The organism is Halorubrum trueperi (assembly GCF_042662525.1).
GTDB lineage: Archaea > Halobacteriota > Halobacteria > Halobacteriales > Haloferacaceae > Halorubrum > Halorubrum trueperi.
The window spans coordinates 1-16906 of sequence record NZ_JBHSXI010000020.1 but is presented as its reverse complement, the minus strand read 5'-3'; the positions used below and the strand labels follow the sequence as shown (position 1 = coordinate 16906).

Here is a 16906-nt window from a genome sequence, read left to right as displayed (position 1 = left end):
GAGGCGTCATTTGCACATTCTCGTGCGAGTTACAGAGCAGGTTGATTGCCCATGAGAATGTCGTCATCGGTGACGGTGACCGTCTGGTTTCCGACAGTATACTCTCCGGGATGTGCGACACGGATCGTCGCCGTCTCGTTGGTAATCGTGGTATTCCGAGTGTACTCGTACGTCTCATCGGCAATCGACACCGTCGTGCTGGCAGACACGCGCTCGCCGTCCGTCCCATTCACACGCACCGTCGCACCGGGAACGACCGCAAAGGTCCGAACACCGTCGTCGGCCGCGAGCAACTGGTAATGACCGGTGGGAGCCGTGTCGTTGGCACCGAGACCGAGTCCCTCGTGGAGCGCTCCGTAAGTGGTGTTCGTGGTGGGCGCATTCTCCCGATCCGTGATTACGACGTACCCGACCCGATCTTGCATTCTATCGTACTGTGAGTCAGGGTTCTCGGAAGCAAGGAATTGTTCATGGTTATTCTGGGCATACCCGTAATTTTGTGACTCACCGTTCACGAAGTAGTTGTACATCCGGTTATCGCCCCATTGACTCAAAACGAAGTTTTGCGGATAGTCGCGCTCAGTTGCGTCGGCGTGCACGTCGATGGTCTGTGCGGCATCGAACTGCGCCCGATCGTGGGTCGTCTGGCCAACGAGCGGCGGTACGAGAATGAGATTAAACAAGAGGACGAGCACCACCGTGGTAACAAGGTAGCCACGCATGCGGACCCCACTCGGGATCTGGAAGGTAGAGATACCAGATGACGCATTGGGGTCATCGCCGCGATTGAGAAGAGAGGGATTCTCCTCGGCTTCACTGTTGCTCCCGAACCGTGCGGATTGTCGGGTAGGACCCGTCTCATGACTCTCACTTGTAGAACTGAGTAGATTGACTGGACGGGCAATATCGATCGCGGCAAGCAGGTAGACCAATCCAATTCCTGCGAAGGGAGCAATAAAGATCGCTAACTGACCGGCGAACCGAACCTGCATCGCCGCGAGCAGCATGTAGTACCATGCAAAACAGACGAGCACGAGCCACCCGGGTTCGTATCGACGGGTGACAGCCCACGTGACAACCGCCAGCACGGCGATACCGAAGTAAAATCCGAGCCCAAGTTGGAACAGTGGACCCAGCACAACCGCAAAATCGGGGCTAAACAGCGACGCTGTCTCAGTGGCCCCCTCACGGAAGAACAGATCGCCGGCGCGTGTTCGGAAGCGTTCGATCTCAGCCGGCCTGAGTCGCCAATACGCGAGGAGGCCCCCCACGGCGACGATCGCCTCCACGACGACAAACCCCGTCGCTGGAAGGTCAGTCTGCCGCCACAGTTCACCGGCGACAACGACAGTGATCGCCCCAACCGTGACGAGCAGCGGTGTGGCTGCCGCAATCGCTTCGTGCCAGCCGAGCCAACGGTGCAGAGCCAGTGCGAGGCCGGCGCCGACACTCAGACCCACCAGCAGGGGGGCATTCCCAAACGCGGGTGACCCGTCATGCCTAATGTCGAGTGCGACGCGGAACCCGGCCACAGCGGCAACAGGAACAAATGTGAGCGGGGATCCACCCCACAGGTGTGCAGAGGCGGCGACAGCGGCTGCCAGTCCCGCTGCGACAATCCAATTTCTTGGAGCGCGCGCGTGAGCGCGGGCAGCCGTGGCGGGGTCTGTCTCGCGGGCTCGACGGGCGACGTCTGTCGCAAGTACGGTCAACGTAAAGACGAGCAAACCGAGCCAAAGGTACTGATGTGCTTGATGATCGAGAAAGCCGACGGTCGTGTACACGACGTTCGTAGGCGCGAGCCCGTAGAACAGCACTGCCGCGAGTGCAACGCGAACATCTTCGGTGAGGAGGTGAGTAAGGCGGTAGACGACGTAGCCAAGACAGACGGCAGTCACAATCGGTAGCCACGCCGCGACGGCTGGGGCGGCGTCGACGCCACCAACGAAGACGGTCACCCACCAGTTGATAGCGTGTGCAAGCGGGCGCGTGCTCGCGGCCCCGCCCATATCGGCGAACAGCGCGACATCGAGGACGCCATCAGCGCGGGCGGCCAGTCGTTCCTGCCAGTAGCGGAAAAAGTATGTGTCGTTGCCGGGAGAGACCACGTATCCATCCCGGAGGATCGCGGGCGCGCCGACAAGCCGCGCCGCAACGACAGCGAAGAGTGCCCCGACAAGTGCGAGAGTTCTTTGCAGATCGATACCAGTCAGATCGACGCTGAACTCTGGGAGGGTTCGGGTAGTGGACCCGGTGTCACTGGGAGTGGCGTCGTCGTTGGGAGTGGATTCTCCGGACAGATCAGTATCGGACGTGTCGAGAGCAGCGCGAATTGCGTCCGGATGCTGGAGGCGATACCCATTCTCGACAGCGGTCGCGAGATCGCGGGAGACGAGCTCACCAAAGCGACCGGAATCGAGGTCAGTCTCCGCGAACGTCCAGGGCTCACCGTCGGCGTCGAGTGCAAGGAGTGCCACGAGCGCGTCTTCGGTCTCTGGATGGTCCGCAAGGAACTCGCGTGCAACCGCAGTCGTCTCCTCGGGCGAGGGCATTAGGTTGCAACTGTGGCCGACCCCGATTAGCGTTTTCGTTCGATGCGAACTGGTTTACCTCGAAACCGGCTCCACGACACTGTCCCAGCCACTGGGTCCACAGCGTCCCACATTCCGAACCGATGGCAGTCCGATTCACTTCGAAAGAGATTGTCTAATCACCGATAAGTCGGCGCTCGACCAGACACCGTGATACCGCTCCCACAACAGTACTGCCGGGGGGAGTGCCACAATCGTGAAGATAAATGAATACAGCACACTCAGCGCCATCAGGAGTCCAAAGTCCCCAAGAACCGGAGTGATAGCGAGTGCAAGCGCACCAGTGCCAAGCGACGTGGTAAGCATACTTCCGAGCAGGGCACCACCCGTCCCTGAGAACGTGATTAATATCGACTCGTAGGCATCCCCATTGTCAGTATATTCGTCGACAAACCGATGTGTTGCGTGGACGGAGTAGGCTATTCCAAGCCCGATCGATATCGAGAGAATCGTCGCAGTCAGCGCGTTCAATGATAGCCCGAGGAATCGCATGGTCCCGAGCAAGAACGCGATGGCAATGAGGATGGGGAAGAGATTCACAATCCCGAGCAGTGGCTTCCCTTCCAAAATCCCGTATGAGATGACGAGGAACAGCCCCGTCAATCCCATTGCAAGGATCAATCCTTGGATCGCTGAGTTGAAGATGATATCTGTCACGGCATCGAACACGACAAGCTGTCCGGTTGCTGTGGCTTCCAGCCGAAAGTCCTCAGTGAACTGCCGGGCGTCAGCGGCTGCGTCACCTTGTGAAGCACTGGCATCAATTGCGTACTCAACTTTTGCGTTTCGCCGATCCGGGGTGAGGTACTGTTCAGCGCGGTCACCAGCCGGTGAGGCAAACAGCACATCATATATCCGTTCGAGGTTGCGATCAGGGATTCCGTCCCCATTTACGTCGTTGCGAGCAACAAGCTGAGCAAACTCGGGGTCACTATCAGCCTGTGATTGGATCACTGTCACAATGCTTGTCGGGCGGGCACTGCCACCATCACCGACAGCGAGTGCTTCCGGTGGGTTCTCGTTCGGCGCTGCAAGCGCCGCTAACGCGTGGTCCTCTTGTAAATTCCCTTCGACGTATATCGTTACGGATTGGTCTTGGTTGGTGGAGAAGCGATCTTCCAAGAGAGTGATCGTTTCTGTAACGGTGTACTCGCTGGGAGCGAACGGCTCTGGCAACGCAGTCACATACTCTGGCAGCTCTTCGGGGGGCAGGAAGTCTTCCGTCTCAAAGGAGGTATCAACACCGCTGCCGTAGGCTGTCGCCATCCCTCCGGTGACGAGCAGCACAACAATGAACGCAATCGGTGCGTATCGGCTGATTTGTGCTGGGAACGTCAGGAGCCGCCCAAGCGTGGAGTCACTCGAGGAAATCGGTGCCGAGTTGAATTCAGGAACATTGTACACGTCGCGGAGTTTGTCAACTTCCAGTTTCGCCGCTGGCAGGAACAGCCCAAAGATCAAAAATGTGAAAATTATACCAATTGCCGAGGCGATGCCTAAGTCTCGAATTGGCCCAAGATCTGAAATCACGTTTGCACCAAATCCGAATACCGTCGTCACAGTCACAATGACGAAGGCGATCATCAACTGGTTGTTCGCCTCTCGCATTGCCTCAACGGCCTTGTAGCCTTTGACGGTCTCTTCTCGATAGCGGTTGATAATGTGAATCCCGAAATCAACGCCAACGGCGAGCAACAACACGGGAACAGAGATCATCTGCTGGCTGAATGGGATCCCAGAGAATCCAAGGAACCCAAACGTCCAGATAACGGTCATTAACAGCGAGAGCAGTCCCAAAGCGAGATCAATCGGATCTCGATATGCAACCACCAAGAACAGCAACAACAACAGCACAACGACCGGCATCACGATGGTTAGCGAGTCACCGATCACGTTCGCTGTTTCAGCGTTTGTGACGCCGGTGCCAAACGCTCGAATATCACCGGGATTCTCGTTCGTAATCGTTTGAATTGACGTTTGAATTGCTTGGAGATTCGAGGTTGAAAATCCAGCGGGAACGTCATGTGACACGACCGTGATCGATGCCGATGCGCTAGCGCTCGTTGGATTGAAATCGGTCGACAGCGACCGGCTAAACTGTGGATCTTCGTCGAGTTCGCGGACAGTTTGTCGGATCTGTGTCGAACTAGCGCCTTCGATCGTCCGTCGCTGCTCAGCAATCGTCGTCGCCGATGGGTCGATTGTCGTTGCAACGACCGTGGCCGGTCCGTTTGCTGACGCCACCCGAAGGTCATCACGACGTGTGATGTCCTCTAAGAGACGGAGTTCACGGGCGAGCGCCTCTTTTGTCAGTACGTTCCCGCCGGTGTGGATCAGTTGGGTGGACTCGCTGCCCGGTTCAAACGGATCGTCGAACTCTTGATTCACCGCATCGAGTGCTTCCTGCTCATCAAGGCCTTCGGTGAACGCGTCAGTGGCACCAGTGTCGGTGGTGACGAACCCCATCCCGCCGGCGAACACCACGGTAAGCACAAGAAACGCGAGGATGACTTGCCGTGGCCTGTCGACGATGGTGTCATTAAGCCGGTGTATCCGGACCTCAATGCGCTCACCGACCGACATCAGCTACTGCCGCCTCCGATAGATGACAAGCGCGCCGGTTGCAACCACGAGCAGCCCGACAACGATGACGGGGAGTGGGAGTCCACCCCCCTCGCTCGCAGTCACGTCGATTGGAACCCGGTAGGTGTCCGACAGTTGGCTGTCACCATCTGCGTCATCATACCGGAAGTCAAGCGAGACAGGATACGTACTCCCGGGAGTTGCAGAGCCGGTGGTGGTCAACTCAAACGTCATTGTTGTCGTCTCACCCGGTCCGAGCGACTGCACATACCCCGTGTCGGTGTCACCCGTCTCGAGGGGATCATTAGCGAATAATCGCGCTTCAACGTCGCTTGCAGCCTCCTCAAGGTTATTTGTGACTGTGACTGCAACCGTTCGCGTGCCGCCCGCGTCGATCGTTCGGTTCTCGACGGCGACGCTAAAGCGGTCTCGTTCTGGGGCAACTGCAGCGTCAACGGCGAGTTCAGAGTAGCGGCGAGCTTCACCGTCGTCATTCCGATACTGGACTGCAAGATCGAGCGATCGAAGTCCAGACTCTGCTTCACCACCAATCGACAGTGGGAGTGTAAAGTCGGTTGATTCGCCCGACTCTATCGTACCAACCGCGGTCGATCGTTCGATCGGAATAACACTGTCCGAATCACCCGCATATTGGACGACCACATTGTTCGCTGCAACCGGTCCATCATTTGTGACGGTCCCCGTGAGGTCACCATCTTCACCGACCCGTAGGGTTGACTCAGTGTTGTCGACAGCGAACGTCTGCTCGCTGAGTGGCGTCACCCCAGCAGAAAGCCCCTCATCGACGTGTGGAATACCGTCCGGCGTCTCAAATGAGACCAGTCCAGAGATGGGGTACTGTCGGTTCGGGGCAGTCGACGTAAACGAGGCGTCGTACGGGACCGTCACAGTCTCACCGGGGGCAATCGAGTCGATCCGAGCGGCGTCCGTGGCCTCCTGTCCGAGCCCCAGCCCGGCACTCATTGATTCGAGTGTGACCGTCGCATCGCGCGCGCCAGTTGCACCGACATTTCTGATCTCAGCTTCGAGGATGCCCTGATCATCAATTTGAGAATCAGTCGTCACGTTAACGATCCGGAAGCGTGCGTCATTGGTGACCTCGACTTCAGCCTCGGCCGTCACAGTCCGCTCTCGATCGTAGGTGACGTCACCGGACTGCTGGTGCGTGTAGGAGTACTCCAGTTCAACGTCAAGTTCGTAGTTACCTGGCTCGGTGTCGTTCGGAACGGTCACTGAAAGTGGTACCTCGCGAGGGGTTGTGTCAGTCACAGCGCCGAGTGCCTGGGTTTCGGTCTCAACTGTAAGCGGGCTGTCATCGGCCTCGGCCGTCAGCCGAACGTTTCGTGCGGTGGTGACGATCTCGCGCGTCTCGGATGTGCCGAGATCCATATCACCGTCATTGATAACTTGAAGTGTTACTTCATTGGTCCGGCCAGGAGTGACCTCAGGCCGGCTGATCGCCACGGAGAGATCGGGTGACCCGCGAGTAACTCCCGCCGTCTGAGCCTGCGTGGCCGAATCCATCGGCGACGTTCCGGTGAGATCTGCGGCTGACGTGTCACTAGCGGGCGAACCTGCGGGTGCCATGCCAGCGACCACGCCGACAGTCCCACTCGTGAGCATCAACACCGCAACGAACACCGAAAACAACGAGGACCGTCTCACACCGATCCCCTCCCGAAGCAACCTTCACGGGTGGTACCGCGCTCGCGTCTCATTGGGTCACCGTCGACGGCTGCGTCCCATGTGGGTATCGTTGGCCAAAACACATCGAGTCCGCCACGACTGACATCTGCTCCATAGTAATTCACACAAGCACGAATGAATAAATTCTTTGTTTTTGGATTCTCTAGATGTGATCGATGGATCACCCCCGATTAACAGTCCGCAGGCAGTACCTCCCCGTATGAGCCGATTCACTGACCAGGACCGCGAGCGAATTCGGTCGCAATTGGTCACCGCCGGGCGAGAGTTATTCACACAGTATGGGTTCGAGCGCACACGGGTCAGCGATCTCACAACGGAGGTCGGGATCGGCACGAGCACGTTCTACCAATTTTTTGATTCCAAAGAGGCGCTGTATGTCGAGGTGCTTCTCGCAGAGCGTGAATCGTTAGAAGAGCAGATCGTCGCCGCTGTTACCCAAGTTGAGACACCGCGTGAGGAGGTGCGAGTCCTATTAAAGACCATGCTCAGTGAGGTGCGGGCGAACCCACTCATCTCCTCGCTGATCGTTGATGGGGAGTTGCGCGCGTTGCAGGATCGTATCTCCGAGGCAGGGGCTGACGGGGAGTCGATTCCGACCCGCGCTCGCGACTCAGAGCTGCCGTTCGCAGAGCGCTGGGCTGAACTTGAGGCGTTCCGGTATGAAGATCCCGAGTTGATCGATCAGTTCATCATCTCGCTTGTGTTTACTGCCCGTTCGCGAAATGCCCCGATGGGTGCCGATACCGACGCCGCCTACGAACGGGTCGAAGACGCGTTGATCGAGACGGTCGTCGACGGCCTCTTCGAAGGCAATTGACATCCTTTCCGTGCTGAGGTGCGAGGCTTTCTCCTCGACTTGTCGTAACCAAATTCATATGGACTCAGCAGCGTGTGTAATAGTACGAATGCGCCGACTACGGGTTCCACTGATTCCGTCGCGCAGCCGGTGGGGTGTCGTCCTCGCGGTTGCGGGGGTCATTCTATATTACTCGATCCAAACTGGACCCGGTACTGGAACGTTTCAGACGGGACCGCTCGGGCTGTTTCCATACTCGGACTGGCTTCACTTTCTCGCGTACGCCTGTCTTGCGGTGATGCTCGCGTATGCACTCCATGACGCCCGGCTGTCGGATTGGCAGGTGTTCGTCCTCGTCTTGATGTGTGCCGTCGGGTATGGCGTTGGGATCGAACTCCTTCAATCGAGACTTCCATCTCGAACGTTCGCGATCGAGGATATGGGTGTCAATGCGGTTGGCGCGGCCGTGGCAGTCGTCTGCTGGCGGCTGCTCGTGCGATACGCCCGCTTTTATCGAGCAGCACGGCCGGCCGATCTCGAACCACCGATCAGCTAGGTCGGTCCCAGATCGAATACCGGTCTGCAGTTGGGATGGATCTACCCGTGATGCGGAAGCGGACTACTCGTCGACGGGTCGACGTCTCACGACGTGGGCTGTGTTACCGATGCAATCGGTTCGGTTGCGGCGGCTGAACTAGAGGGCTGTATCCACTCACATCACAACCGACACAACCCCGCCCCCGACGATCGCTACCCCGCCCAGTCCGAAACAGACCGCCCAGAAGGGGACGCGTTCGACAACTCGCATGAGCACGTCGATTGTGAGGTAGCCAACGACCGCGCTGACTGCAAGCGCGACGAACGCAGCTGTGGGACTGATTCCCGGAAGGCCACCTGCACTGAGGAGCGTGAGTACCGCCGCGCCGAGACTGGCTGGAATTGACAGTAGAAACGAAAGTCGAAACGCGGCCGGTGGCTCATAACTACGAAAGAGGAAGGCGCTCGTGGTCACACCGGATCGCGAAATTCCCGGGAGGATCGCGAATCCCTGGACGGCGCCGACGAGGATCGAATCACCGAGTGTCGGAACTGTGTGGCCGCCCATCGACACGGATTCGGATGCAAGTTGCAAGAACCCGGTTGCAACCAACAACAGCCCGATGACAGCGATGAAGACGCCGCCAGTGAGTTGACCAGCGAGATCGACGGCGAATATGTAGAGCGGGATACCGACGAGGCCGGTCATCAAACAGGCGACCACGATGTACGAGGCGATCGCGTTCTCACCTTCATACGCCGCTCGTGGGCGCCATCCCGGAACTGCTGCGAGAGCCGTCCGGAGATCGTCGCGGTAGTACGTCGCTGCAGACAGCGTCGTCCCCACCTGTAAAAACAGCGCGAGTTGCAGCGCAACATCGGGTTCGACACCGACCGCCGTGAGCACCAACGCGAGGTTCCCCTGACTGGACACGGGGAGCCACTCGACGATGCCCTGTACGATCCCCGCGAGGATGGCGACCGTGAGATCCGTGGAATGCACTATCTGATGTGGGTTGAGACGACTACTTAAGCGATACCGATTCTCAATGGGCGAGCCAACAGTGCGTCGATGTCGGTGTGTAGGTTGACGGTATCGGCGAAGAAGGCACCATGATCACTGACGGTCCGAATCCGACGCCTTAGCCGAGTCCTCCGAACCTGAAGCCGGTGAGAGAGACTCATCTGCATCAGCAGCGATACGCGGCTCACTGCTCTCATTCGGATCGGCACGCGACTGTCCGATTTTGCCTTCGTCATCCGTAGCATCCGGGGGTTCCGGTGGCGCAAACACAGCGATGGCGAGTTCGACGGGATGCGTCTCTCGAAGTGTTGTCCAGTCACGATCGTCTTGCATACCGATCAGGCCCACAATAGCAAGTCCGACACCGACAGCGAGACGCGTCGTCGAGACGCCACCGAGGAGACTACCACCGGCGACGACGATCCCCAGTGTCGCGACGCAGATTCCGGACAGGCGCATCGGCGCAGCGTGCGCCGTGGCGACCCCACGTTGGGCGACATCGACGAAGCGGGAGCCGACCGCGGCATCAACGAGTCGATCAATCACCCAGTCGAGTACGCGCAGGATCGGGCCGACGGTCCACGTCTCCCGCAAGTCGATCACGATCACTTCAGGATCTGGTTCTGCAGTGAACCACTGAAAGAGCGCCGCGGACTGTATCCACGAACTGACGCGGTGGCTCAGGGTCTGCAGAGTTGACGCCACGCGAGAGCCAGCGAGCAAGGCTGGTGTGTCGTTTCCTGACGCCACCTCAGAAGAGGATGTGTCAGGCCCCTCCGTCGAGGGGGTCGTCATGGTTCACTCCTTCCTATTAAGTGACGTCGAACGGACGCAGGACGGAGGTGGATCGAGCGGCCGCCGTCGGTCATCCCGAGACGCTCACCACCTCGGCCTCGATGATTCTCGACCCCAGATCCAGGGTGACGGTCGTGCCGCCACGGAGCCCCTCGCCTTTGAACTGTACGCCCGTCGCAGTGTCTCGGACCTGGAACTTGGCAGTGATCGTCACATCACGGTTGACCGGGTGATCGACGACGTTGACGCTCCCGTCGTCACCAGTGGCGATGATGAGCGACGGCTCGGTCTCAACGTCGGTGAGTTCTGCAACGGGGTCATCGGTCGGGCCGTCCGTCATTCCTGGCTGAATCGAGTCAGCGGTGGTTTCACGCACGTCCGGCATGCGAAGCGTGACCGTCCGTGTTTCGGTCTCACTCAGTCCACGTTCGCCGCTCGTGCGCTCGATCTCTCCGTCGATAGTGTACTCATCGGCAGGGAGCGTGAGTGACTGTCCGCGTTGGAGGGGAACGCCCCCGAAACGGGGCAGCCCATCTTCGTTGTGCGTGGCAAGCGTCGTCTCGACAAGCACGCGGGTCTGTGCGGAGCTATTCGTGGTATAGGTGGCGACATCGTCGATGGTTGCGACGGTCCGATCAGCCAGTCGGATCTCGTCGCCGGCGGTGACCGCGGAGGCAGTTTCGGCGTCGAGCGTATCTCGAACGATGACACGGTGGTTCTCGGTGGCGAGCGCGTCGCTTCCACCAACCGCACGGATCTGGCCCTCTATTTCATATTGGTTCGTCTCGATGGCGAGTGTTCGGCCGAGACGCGGTGGGGCGTTTGCGTAGGTGAGCGTGTCACCAGGTTCACCGTCGAGAGCGACGCGGAGGGTGACGCCGATTTCGTTATCACGTGGGGTAAGGTGGACATCCGTAATCGTGGCCGTGGAGGAACCGTCAGGTTCGTAGGTGTCACCCTCATTGATCGCGTCGACGATATAGGTGGGTTGCGTGCCCATATCAAGGGTCGCGTACGTCGTATTGGTTTCCGGTTCGGGCGCAGCGTCATCGCCACCGAAGACGAGCGCGACGCCGGCGACGCCGACCGCCAGGACCAACAGCACGACGAGCGCGTCGATAACATTGACGACGCCAAAGAGGTTGCCGTCGTCGTCGATTAGTTCCAATGGGGACCACCCGAGAGTCGCATTATCCCGTGGGTATTGGCCGGGGAGTAAAACGGTTCCCCTTTCGAAGGCGTTCGGATCCGGACGTGCTGGTGTTCGTGGATAGGTGAGAGGATGTGTGGACTTGTGAGACTCTTCAACTGAAGTGGTAGCGCGGAATCCCCTTCCTCAAGGAGCGAGCGAAGTCGTTAGACTGAGTGAAGTAGGGTGGGGTCGTTGACAGGATGGCTCTCATCGTTTGATGAGTGAGAGAGTACGTTTCATCTGTCTCAGATACGTCCCTCTCTGAGGATTTCGGCTGAACGAATCGTCGCAACTGAATGCCGGCATCGACACGCCGGAGTGCTCAGACATCCCTCGTTTCGTCTGTTCTTCGAGAGCAGTTCCTCTGTATAGCTAGTAGGGGGACACCCCTCATGTCGTCTGTTCTCCTAGATCGACCGGAAGAAGGGTACTCGATCGAGTTCACCGATGCAATTGACGAGTACGGGATCAACGGGACGGCGCTGCGGATGAGCACGAACTACGGCTGGTCGCCCGGCGTGCGGTTCAACCTCGTGGTGAACCACTTCGTCTTCCGCGGGCTGACCGACCGTCCCCTGACCGTCTACGGCGACGGGTCGAACTGGCGGCCGTTTCATCCACGTGCGCGACGCCGCGCGGGCGTACGATCACGCCGCGTTGGAGCCGGACGTCTGGCCCGCGCAGGTGTACAACGTCGAGTTGAACGACGCAAACTATCGGATCAGCGAGATCGCCGAGGTCGTCCGCGAGGAACTGGATCGCGACCTTGACGTGACCTACCTGGAGGACGAACAGCCCGGCCCCTCCTACCACGTGAACTTCGACCGGCTGGCCCAGACCGGCTTCGAGACGGAGTGGACGCTCCGGGAGGGCGTTCGCGACATTGCGGACGAACTGTGTGGGGACGATGACGAGGTGGTGACCGCATGACGGATCAGAGAAGTGAGGTCGACGACGGGACAGTGGAATCGGACGGTGAGGAGGTGACCCCCACGATCGCGGTCTCCGGGGCCGCGGGGTATATCGGGAGTCGGGTCCTCGTCGAGTTGCACGCGGCCCATCCGGAGTGGGAGCTCGTCGCGATCGACAACATGTATCGCGGGCAGGTCGACGCGGTTGGCGACGTGGCAATCCAGCACGTCGACGTACGAAATCGTGGGCGGCTGGAAGAGGCGCTCGCCGGCGCGGACGTGGTGTGTCATCTTGCGGCGATAAGCGGGGTGGACGACTGCGAGTCGAACGCCAACCTCGCCTACGAGGTGAACGTGACGGGGACGAACAACGTGGCGTGGTTCTGTCGGAAGACGGGCGCGGCGCTCGCGTTCCCGTTCAGCATGGCCGTGTTGGGGGATCCGGCGTCGTTCCCTATCACGGCCGACCTGCCACGGGACCCGCTGAACTGGTACGGGCGGACGAAGCTGCTCGGCGAGCGCGCGATCGAGTCGTTCGCGGAGGGAGCGTTTCCGGCGCATCTGTTCTTGAAGTCGAATCTGTACGGCGAACACGAGATCGAGGAGACCGAGGTGGGTAAGCCCACCGTGATCAACTTCTTCGTGAACCGGGCGCTCGCGGGTGAGACGCTGACCGTGTACGAGCCAGGGACGCAGGCGCGAAACTTCGTCCACGTGCGGGACGTGGCTCGGGCGTACGTCCGGAGCGCGGAGCGGTTGGTGGGGCAACTTGTGAGAGGGGAGACCGGGACCGAGACCTATGAGATCGCGAGCGACGAGAGTATGAGCGTGATGGAGGTCGCGGAGATCGTTCAGGAGGCGGCCCGCGAGGAACGTGGGATCGAGGTGGATATTGAGTTGGTCGAGAACCCGCGCAGTGGGGAGACGATGGTGGAGGAGTTCGGCGTGGACATTTCTGGTGCTCGGGACGTACTCGGGTGGGAGGTGCGGGAGTCGGTGGCGGGTGCGGTACGAGAAGGGCTAGAGCGGATAGATTCGTAGATTGGATCTACCGCTTGCGGCGACAAATCACGAAGGCGGCCACATCAGACGCCCAAGACGGGGGAAAAGTACGGAAGGCGCTCGATCTGCTCCGCGTCGGTGCGGAGTTGGCCGAGCAGAATGGTGAGGCACCGTCACGGACGAGCACATCGAGACCGCACGGTAACAAGTATAGCGCGGTCGGTCGCAAACAAGAACCGAGACCAAACCGAACACGCGCAGTATATTCTGGAAGCGATCGCGAACCTCCAGACGGGCGGGAAGGTCCCGGCGCGATCCAAGGAGATCCAGTGAACGTACGAGCAGGTGGCGGATTCGCATGCTGCCTCACCGCTATCGACGCTGAAGAGTATCCAAGATGCCCCTCTGACCCACATGCTGTGGTTCCTTCGACGCCACAAGCAGAACAAGGGATTGAGCGGTGGGCAGTACTACGAGTACGAACTCGATCTCGATCCGACGATCGTCTTGGAGGCGCGGACAGAGATCGCCGAACACACCGTGTGAAAGCACACGAAATCTACTCTCTTTCTCGAAGTTACTCTCGGTGGGACGCGAGCGGAAAAGAACATAAAATCTACTCTGACTGGATAATTGTATACAAGCCCTCGCAGACGATCGCGAAGGGCGTCGAAGTATTTATCAAGTAATATCAAGCGAATCAAGAGTGGTACGAGCTATTGGTGTAATCGTCATAACCCGATAAGACAGTTTGTTTAGCAAAGGCATAGGCTTCACTCCGGGATCACACCCCAAATTAATCAGACGGCCAATCAGAATGACGAATATTGTGTGCCGATTTATATTCAGATCACAGGATTTGTACCACTGTGATAATCAAGTTGAGTTGTAAGATGATCCAGCCTCATGGAAACGAACTTATTGACCGCCAAGTCAGTTCAGAGCGGAGCGCCGAATTCAAAGACGGCTTTGAGGATCTCATAACAGTCACGCTTGATCAAAACCTTCTGTTCGATTTTGCCAACATCGCCCGTGGTGTTTACAGTCCACTTCGTGGGTTTATGTCTAGAAATGACTTTCTAAAAGTTGTCAACGATCTTACCCTAGAGAGTGGAACCGCGTGGCCGCTTCCCATCATACTCGATATCGAAACAGATCTCGCAGACCAAATGGGACCGGGAGATCGAATCGGTCTCCGTGGACCCGACAGCACACCGGTCGGCATTATGAATGTCGATAGTGTCTACCGGTACAACGAGGAAGAAACTTGCCAGAACCTCTTTGGAACGACTGACGAGGAGCATCCCGGCGTTCGGACTATCCAATCGAAGGAACCATTCTTGATCGGTGGCCCGATCAAGGCGTTTTCCGATGCGCTTCCACGGAATGGGAGCCATGATCTCACTCCAAGAGAAACACGGGTTCTATTCAAGAACCTCGGGTGGGACACCGTCGTCGGCTTTCAAACTCGGAACGTTCCCCACCGTGCACACGAATACCTCCAGAAATCCGCGCTAGAACACGTTGACGGGTTGCTAATCCAGCCTAAGATAGGTGAAAAGAAGTCGGGAGACTACCGAAATAACGCGATTCTTGAAGGATATGAATCACTCATACAGAATTATTACCCGACGGAGTCGGTCGCCCTGTCGATATTCAAGTCCCGGATGTGGTACGCCGGCCCCCGTGAGGCCGTCTTCGATTCAATAGTTCGGAAGAACTACGGCTGTACCCATTTCATTATCGGCCGCGACCACGCCGGTGTCGGAAATTACTACGGTGACTTTGAAGCTCAAGAACTGTTCGACGCGATGGGGAACATCGGCATTGAACCGCTGTACTACCATTATGCATTCTACTGCCGGAAGTGCGACGGGATTGTTTCGGAGAAAATCTGTCCGCATAGCTCTGACCAGCATCTTGAACCAAGCGGAACGAAGCTCCGGGACATGTTGTCCGACAACGAGTCGCCACCACCAGAACTGATGCGTCCCGAAGTAACCGAAACTGTATTGACTCTTGACGAGATATTCGTGGAGGAATAACTATGTTTACGCTCTGGTTCATGGGTCGTCCGTCAGCGGGAAAATCGACACTCGCAAGCCGGGTTGAAGATCGTCTCGTCGCGATGGACTATCCGATCGAAAACCTCGATGGCGATGATATCCGGAAGCATCTCCATCCCGATCTCGGATTCTCACGTGAAGACCGCCGAACCAACAACCGCCGAACCGCCTATGTCGCCAAACTACTCAATCGTAACGAGATCCCGGTTATCGTCGGTATGATAACGCCGTTTCGGGACTCCCAAGAGCAGGCTCGGGATATCATTGAGGACGAAGGCGACTTCATCCTTGTCTACGTAAAGTGTTCTGTCAAGAGTGCCGAGAACCGTGATCCGAAAGGGCTCTATGAGAAGGCGCGTGATGGTAATATTGAGAAGTTCACCGGGATCAACCACCCATTCCAAGAACCCCTCAATCCCGAGATCATTGTCGATACTGAAGAACAATCCGTTGAAGAGGGTGGCGACCATGTACTTTCGCAACTCGAAACGAGAGGACTACTCGAAGAGCAACTTAATGACGACTACAATATTTCTATAACTAGCTCGGAAGAACAGAAGATTACCGACCGGCTGAAGAATCTCGGTTACCTCGATGGGTAGTGTTCAACTATGGGAAGTCTCTTACCCGAACAACCATAATAAGTAAAATGCGCTTTCGGGATCGTACGATCTTTAGATGGAGACCGTGTTAAACCGATAGGCGGGAAGGTGGTGCTGCGGTGAGTGTTGTTACTGGACGGCAACGAGAATGCTATTGCCCTGGCTATTATGATCTACAAACCAGTCCTTGACTGTCGTCTGCTCTCCCTTTCTCCAGGACATATCCGGGAGAAGTATCGCCGTCGTTACCGGAACAGCAGAGCAAAATACCATAATTGAGACAATCCTGGTCTGTTGAATCCACAGAAGGCGACGGGATAGCGTCGCTCTGAAGGTGGAAGCAAAGCCGAAGAGCTGAATGTAACTAAACTCCTCTTCTGCGTCGTTAAGTAAGTCGCGTCGCTGGCTCAAAAACGCTCTGCCGCCAGTCCAACGACCGTAAGTGATCCGACTGGCAACGGATTTCGCGGCGGAAGCATGTCACGCTCCACTTTTTGCGGATACACTGGATGCGACGCACCGCGAGATCTCTAATTGGGCGAGTGAGGTGGATCGAGTTAGTAGTCTGTTAGAGCTTGCGGACGGTATTTTCCGCAATCTCAACGCTGTACTGATCGTTTGAGAGGCTCTGACCACCAGTTCGAGGGAGTCATAAAATGGATGGACAGCATATCTGAAACTGAAATCTTCAATCTCAACCCGAAATCTAATCCTTCGCCGGCTTCGCGTTCGTCCAAGTCCTACTTCATCTGATACGACTGTTCGTTTCGCAGATCTAGTCTTGGTTGAGATAGGTGGGGCTACGTCGGTTGTTTTGTCGGTAGAGAACGGCACACCTGCCAGACGGACTGCGGAAATTCGGGTAACGAGCTGATGCTAACGATGGGTCGGGGACGTACAACGTCAGTGTTCGTGGAATCAGGATGATTGCCCGGTGATACATACAGTGAGGGGATAGAGCCTGTTCTTCAGCAACCAAAAATAAGATTATGAGGGGGAAAAAAGTAAAGATACATCCGTCTTTAGCTAAGCGAAGGACCACGTGACAGCGGCGGCTTATCGAGGCTACTTTTCGAGAG

Annotated in this window: 12 protein-coding genes and 1 pseudogene; 7 read left to right on the top strand and 6 right to left on the bottom strand. The window is 57.6% G+C overall.

Translation table 11 applies throughout. The annotated features are described in order from the left end of the window. Positions 1-29: 29 nt before the first annotated feature. From ACFQEY_RS14585 to ACFQEY_RS14575, 3 genes are all read right to left on the bottom strand, one after another. A complete protein-coding gene (locus tag ACFQEY_RS14585; protein WP_379769893.1) occupies positions 30-2552 on the bottom strand; it encodes a hypothetical protein in 2523 nt (840 codons plus the stop codon). Positions 2553-2687: 135 nt separating this feature from the next. Further along, a complete protein-coding gene (locus ACFQEY_RS14580; protein ID WP_379769891.1) occupies positions 2688-5174 on the bottom strand; it encodes an efflux RND transporter permease subunit in 2487 nt (828 codons plus the stop codon). A 3-nt stretch (positions 5175-5177) separates the two neighbouring features. Continuing rightward, positions 5178-6584 carry a COG1361 S-layer family protein gene (locus ACFQEY_RS14575; protein WP_379769889.1) on the bottom strand — a complete coding sequence of 469 codons (1407 nt, stop codon included), beginning with the start codon at positions 6582-6584 and terminating at the stop codon, positions 5178-5180. Between the two features lie 517 nt (positions 6585-7101). On the opposite strand from ACFQEY_RS14575, the gene ACFQEY_RS14570 reads away from it, so the two are divergent. Beyond that, positions 7102-7719: a TetR/AcrR family transcriptional regulator gene (locus tag ACFQEY_RS14570; protein WP_379769886.1), complete on the top strand. Its 618-nt coding sequence runs from the start codon at positions 7102-7104 to the stop codon at positions 7717-7719. Positions 7720-7807: 88 nt separating this feature from the next. Further along, entirely contained in the window at positions 7808-8254 is a 447-nt protein-coding gene (locus ACFQEY_RS14565) for a VanZ family protein (protein WP_379769884.1), read from the top strand. A 156-nt stretch (positions 8255-8410) separates the two neighbouring features. On the opposite strand, the gene ACFQEY_RS14560 is transcribed toward ACFQEY_RS14565, so the two are convergent. From ACFQEY_RS14560 to ACFQEY_RS14550, 3 genes are all read right to left on the bottom strand, one after another. Further along, positions 8411-9238, bottom strand: coding sequence for an undecaprenyl-diphosphate phosphatase (locus ACFQEY_RS14560; protein ID WP_379769882.1), 828 nt, complete (start codon positions 9236-9238; stop codon positions 8411-8413). A gap of 114 nt (positions 9239-9352) precedes the next feature. Further along, positions 9353-9868 carry a hypothetical protein gene (locus ACFQEY_RS14555; RefSeq protein WP_379769880.1) on the bottom strand — a complete coding sequence of 172 codons (516 nt, stop codon included), beginning with the start codon at positions 9866-9868 and terminating at the stop codon, positions 9353-9355. 256 nt (positions 9869-10124) lie between these two features. Continuing rightward, positions 10125-11222, bottom strand: a complete 1098-nt coding sequence (locus tag ACFQEY_RS14550) for a DUF4330 domain-containing protein (RefSeq protein WP_379769878.1) — start codon at positions 11220-11222, stop codon at positions 10125-10127. A 494-nt stretch (positions 11223-11716) separates the two neighbouring features. Between ACFQEY_RS14550 and ACFQEY_RS14545 the strand changes: the two are divergent. The 5 genes and pseudogenes from ACFQEY_RS14545 to cysC form a co-directional block, all read left to right on the top strand. After that, a pseudogene (locus ACFQEY_RS14545) lies at positions 11717-12176 on the top strand (NAD-dependent epimerase/dehydratase family protein); the annotation flags it as partial. Next, positions 12173-13198: an NAD-dependent epimerase/dehydratase family protein gene (locus ACFQEY_RS14540; protein ID WP_379769876.1), complete on the top strand. Its 1026-nt coding sequence runs from the start codon at positions 12173-12175 to the stop codon at positions 13196-13198. The pseudogene ACFQEY_RS14545 and the gene ACFQEY_RS14540, both read left to right, overlap by 4 nt. Before the next feature lie 375 nt (positions 13199-13573). Next, on the top strand, positions 13574-13705 hold the full coding sequence (locus tag ACFQEY_RS14535; RefSeq protein ID WP_379769873.1) for a hypothetical protein: 132 nt from the start codon (positions 13574-13576) through the stop codon (positions 13703-13705). Positions 13706-14028: 323 nt separating this feature from the next. Then, entirely contained in the window at positions 14029-15204 is a 1176-nt protein-coding gene (sat, locus tag ACFQEY_RS14530; protein ID WP_379769871.1) for a sulfate adenylyltransferase, read from the top strand. Between the two features lie 2 nt (positions 15205-15206). Next, positions 15207-15827 carry an adenylyl-sulfate kinase gene (cysC, locus tag ACFQEY_RS14525; protein WP_379769869.1) on the top strand — a complete coding sequence of 207 codons (621 nt, stop codon included), beginning with the start codon at positions 15207-15209 and terminating at the stop codon, positions 15825-15827. The last annotated feature ends 1079 nt before the right edge of the window (positions 15828-16906 follow it).

What these genes read in the sequence shown, in the direction of transcription:
- ACFQEY_RS14585 (WP_379769893.1), bottom strand. Translation starts at nt 2,552, where the DNA reads ATGCCCTCGCCCGAGGAGACGACTGCGGTTGCACGCGAGTTCCTTGCG.
- ACFQEY_RS14580 (WP_379769891.1), bottom strand. Translation starts at nt 5,174, where the DNA reads ATGTCGGTCGGTGAGCGCATTGAGGTCCGGATACACCGGCTTAATGAC.
- ACFQEY_RS14575 (WP_379769889.1), bottom strand. Translation starts at nt 6,584, where the DNA reads ATGGATCTCGGCACATCCGAGACGCGCGAGATCGTCACCACCGCACGA.
- ACFQEY_RS14570 (WP_379769886.1), top strand. Translation starts at nt 7,102, where the DNA reads ATGAGCCGATTCACTGACCAGGACCGCGAGCGAATTCGGTCGCAATTG.
- ACFQEY_RS14565 (WP_379769884.1), top strand. Translation starts at nt 7,808, where the DNA reads ATGCGCCGACTACGGGTTCCACTGATTCCGTCGCGCAGCCGGTGGGGT.
- ACFQEY_RS14540 (WP_379769876.1), top strand. Translation starts at nt 12,173, where the DNA reads ATGACGGATCAGAGAAGTGAGGTCGACGACGGGACAGTGGAATCGGAC.
- ACFQEY_RS14535 (WP_379769873.1), top strand. Translation starts at nt 13,574, where the DNA reads ATGCTGTGGTTCCTTCGACGCCACAAGCAGAACAAGGGATTGAGCGGT.
- cysC (WP_379769869.1), top strand. Translation starts at nt 15,207, where the DNA reads ATGTTTACGCTCTGGTTCATGGGTCGTCCGTCAGCGGGAAAATCGACA.